Source organism: Devosia sp. (assembly GCF_036676215.1).
In the GTDB taxonomy this organism is placed as follows: domain Bacteria; phylum Pseudomonadota; class Alphaproteobacteria; order Rhizobiales; family Devosiaceae; genus Devosia.
Map to the genome: position 1 here is coordinate 1 of NZ_JAKFDJ010000059.1, position 3,745 is coordinate 3,745.

The following is a 3,745-nucleotide window of genomic DNA, read 5'->3' on the forward strand; positions in this document are numbered from 1 at the left end:
TCGTTCTCGGCCGGATCGAGCGGGGTGAACTCGCCGAAGCCCGCGGCCACCAGGCGGTTAGGGGAAACGCCCCTGGTGACCAGATAGCGGGCCACCGAGATAGCGCGAGCCGCCGAGAGCTCCCAGTTGGATGGGAAGCGCTCGTTGGAAATCGGGCGAATATCGGTGTGGCCGTCGATGCGCAAAACCCAGTTAATGTCGGGCGGAATTTCGGTTTCGAGCTGCAAGATGGCTTCGGCCAGCGCGTCGAGATCGGGCGTGCCCTCTGGGGAAATATCGGCCTGGCCGGGGTCGAACAGCACCTCGGACTGGAAGACGAAGCGATCGCCCACCACCCGCACATCGGCGCGGCCCTCGAGGATCTGGCGCAGGCGGCCGAAGAAGTCCGAGCGATAACGGGTGAGGTCCTGCACGCGCTGGGCCAGGGCCAGGTTGAGGCGGCGGCCCAGATCGGCGATCTGGGTGCGGCTTTCAGTATCGCGGCTCTCGGAGGCTTCGAGCGCGGCTTCCAGCGCGCCGATCTGGGTGCGCAGGGCAGCGAGCTGCTGGTTGAGCAGCGCGACCTGGGCATTGGCCTCGTCCGACAGCTCCTGGGCCGACAGCAGGTCGTCCTGCAGGCCCGCAATTGCCGCATCCTTGTCGCCAAGGCCGGCGCCGACGCCGGCGAGCTGGCCGGACAGGCTGGCATTGTCCGCCTGGGCGCTGCTGAGCGTGGCGGTCAGCGTGGCGATCTGGGTGGTCAGATCGTCGGAATTGGCGCGCTCAAGCTGGAGCAGATCGGTCAGTTCGGCGATCTGGCTGTTGAGGCGAGACAGCGCGGTGTCGCGCCCCTGCAGTTCCTGGCCCAGGAAGAACTGGGTCAGCATGAACAGGCTCAGCATGAAGATGATGACGAGCAGCAGGCTTGACAGGGCATCGACGAAGCCGGGCCAGTAATTGGCCTCGATACGCCGGCGGGAACGGGCTCCCGGCATGGATCAGTTCCGCCGCTCGGTATCGGCCTGCGACAGCACGGCGTCGATCAGCTCGCGCAGCTTCTGATTGGTCTCGCCCTGCTCGTTGATGTGCTTGCGCAGGTCGTCCTGCTCGGTGCGGATATGCTTGACCAGCCCATCGATGCCGCGCGCCAGCTCGGCCATGGCGCGGATGGCATTCTGGCTCGAATTCTGATTCTGCATGCTGTCGCCCAGCTTGTCGAACATGGCCTGCATGTCGGGACCGCCGGCATTGACCTGCATGGCGGTGACGGGGTGGTCGAGCTCGGTCATCGAGGTCATCCAGTCTTCGAGGTCCGTATAGAAGGCGTTTTGCGCCTGGCTGGTCTGCAGATCGAGAAAGCCCAGCACCAGCGAACCGGCGAGGCCGAACAGCGAGGATGAGAAGGCTGTGCCCATGCCGGCCAGCGGCGCGCCCAGGCCTTCCTTTAGATTGGAGAAGAGCGCGGTGGTGTCGGCCGAGGTCACATCCAGCGCGTTGATGACGCCGGCGACCGAACTGACGGTCTCAAGCAGGCCGTAGAAAGTGCCCATCAGGCCGAGAAAGACGAGCAGGCCCGTCAGGTAGCGCGAGGTATCCTTGGCCTCATCAAGCCGGTTGCCGACCGAATCGAGGATCGAGCGCATGGAGGAGGGCGTGATCACTGCCTCGCCGATCCGCTCGCGCAGAATGCCGGCGACCGGGGCCAGCAGGATGGGCGGCCGCACATTGGTGGTGGTGCCGTCCTGCAGGGAATTGACCCACTTCACTTCGGGGAAGAGGCGGATGACCTGGCGGAAGCTGAGGAAGATGCCGACGAACAGGGCCAGGAAGATCATCGAATTGATGAACGGATTGGCCCAGAAGAAGGTGACGATGTTGGCGTAGAGGATCGCCCCGACAAGGGCCACCAGCACCAGAAAAATCACGATCTTGACGAGGTAAACGGTAGGACTGGCGAGGTGGTAGGGATCGTAGCCTTGCGTCATCTGTGCCTCAAACCTTGCCCCTCACGCGCAAATCACAAGGCAGCAGAGTAGTCAGCGCGGACGGTGGGGGCAATCCTAAAGGTTAACGGAAGATGGCAGCGTGACTAGCCACAGACCCGGTCTGTGGCTAGTCGCCTCCGGGCACATAAGGTCCGCCCGTCGCGCCCCAGTTCCATTTGGGCATGGGAGCATGCTCGGAAACACTTGCCCCGGGCGTCGAATTGATGACGGCGAGACGCGAGCCCCATTCGAGATAGCCGACCAGCGCCGAAGCAAATTCGGGGTCGGCCGGCAAAGCCAGGTCCGTGTAGGTATCGAGCAGCAGGTTGATCCAGCGCCGCCGCATCGCTTCGCTCAAATGCTTGCCAAGATGGTGGCGCACCATCTCCGGATGGCCGCCGTGGCGCTCGCTATAGAGGGCAGGGCCACCGAGCACTTCGGCAAGAAACAATGCCACATGCTCGGGATGATCGGCGTTCATGCCGGCAAAAACCGGACCCAGCAGGGGATCGTGGGGCACGCGGCGATAGAATTCCGCGGTCAGGCGCTTCAGCGGTTCAATGCCGCCAATCCAGTCGTACAGCGTAGGCGTGGTCATGAATCGCTCCCCAATACCCAAATCAAGTGGGGAGAGGGACGGGCGCTGTCAACGCTAGCGCTATGGCATTACTGGATCGGCTTGAGCTGCTTGAGCAGGGCGGCCTGCAGCGTTTCGTTGCCGGCTACGACCTGGCCATTCCACACCGATCCGGGGCTGCCGGCAAAGTCGGAGACGAAGCCGCCGGCTTCCTTGACCATCAGCAGGCCTGGCGCCACGTCCCAGGGGGCGAGGCCGGCTTCCCAGATGGCGTCGTAGCGGCCCGAGGCGAGCCAGGCCATATCCATCGAAATCGAGCCAGAACGGCGAATGCCGGCGACGGCGGGATTGATATGGGCCAGCTGGCGCAACTGCAGCGCGTCGTTTGAGGTGCCCTGCGTCTTGATGCCGGTGCAGACCACGGCGTCGGCCAGCGATTTGCGGCCGGCAACGCGCAGGCGCTTGCGGTCGTTCATCCAGGCGCCGCCGCCCTTTTCGGCGGTGTAGAGTTCGTCCATCACGGGATTATAGATCACCGAGGCGACGATCTCGTTGGCGCGTTCCAGGGCGATGGCGCAGGCAAAGAGCGGGATCGAGTGGAGGAAGTTGGTGGTGCCGTCGAGCGGGTCGATCAGCCAGCGGTGCTGGCCGTCGGTGCCGGCGACTTCGCCGCCTTCTTCCATGAGGAAGGCATAGGTTGGGCGGGCCTTGAGCAACTCGTCATAGACGATCTGTTCGGCACGCAAGTCGGCCTTGGAGACGAAGTCGGCGGGCCCCTTGCGGGACACCTGCAGGTTTTCGACTTCGTTGAAGTCCTTGGTCAGCGACTTGCCGGCCTTGATGGCGGCGTTGACCATGACATTGAGGATTGCAGAACGTGCCATGGTCAGTCGGCCCGGCGCATATAGGTGGCTTCCGACGTGTCGACCACGATGCGCTCGCCGACGGCGATAAAGGGCGGCACCATGACCTTGATTCCGTTGCTGAGGATTGCCGGCTTGAACTGGCTGGAAACGCTCTGGCCCTTCTGCACCGGATCGACCTCGGTGACTTCCAGGACCACGTTGGGCGGAAACTTGACGCCGAGCGGGGTCTCTTCGTGCATTTCGAGCGTGATCTTCATGCCGTCCTGGAGGAACGCCGCGCGCTCGCCGACGAAGTCCTTGGCCAGCTCGACCTGCTCGTAGCTGTCCTGGTCCATGAA

4 protein-coding genes and 1 pseudogene are annotated in these 3,745 nt (G+C 63.7%); all 5 read right to left on the minus strand.

Annotated features, from left to right (window positions below; all coding sequences use genetic code 11):
• A partial coding sequence (locus tag V6M52_RS05625; RefSeq protein WP_332700295.1) for a peptidoglycan -binding protein occupies positions 1-974 on the minus strand: 974 nt, incomplete at its 3' end.
• Positions 975-977: 3 nt separating this feature from the next.
• A complete protein-coding gene (locus V6M52_RS05630; protein ID WP_332692701.1) occupies positions 978-1,964 on the minus strand; it encodes a flagellar motor protein MotA in 987 nt (328 codons plus the stop codon).
• A gap of 127 nt (positions 1,965-2,091) precedes the next feature.
• On the minus strand, positions 2,092-2,562 hold the full coding sequence (locus V6M52_RS05635) for a group II truncated hemoglobin (RefSeq protein ID WP_332700297.1): 471 nt from the start codon (positions 2,560-2,562) through the stop codon (positions 2,092-2,094).
• A gap of 68 nt (positions 2,563-2,630) precedes the next feature.
• Positions 2,631-3,425, minus strand: a complete 795-nt coding sequence (locus tag V6M52_RS05640) for an inositol monophosphatase family protein (RefSeq protein WP_332692706.1) — start codon at positions 3,423-3,425, stop codon at positions 2,631-2,633.
• Between the two features lie 2 nt (positions 3,426-3,427).
• A pseudogene (locus V6M52_RS05645) lies at positions 3,428-3,745 on the minus strand (elongation factor P); the annotation flags it as partial.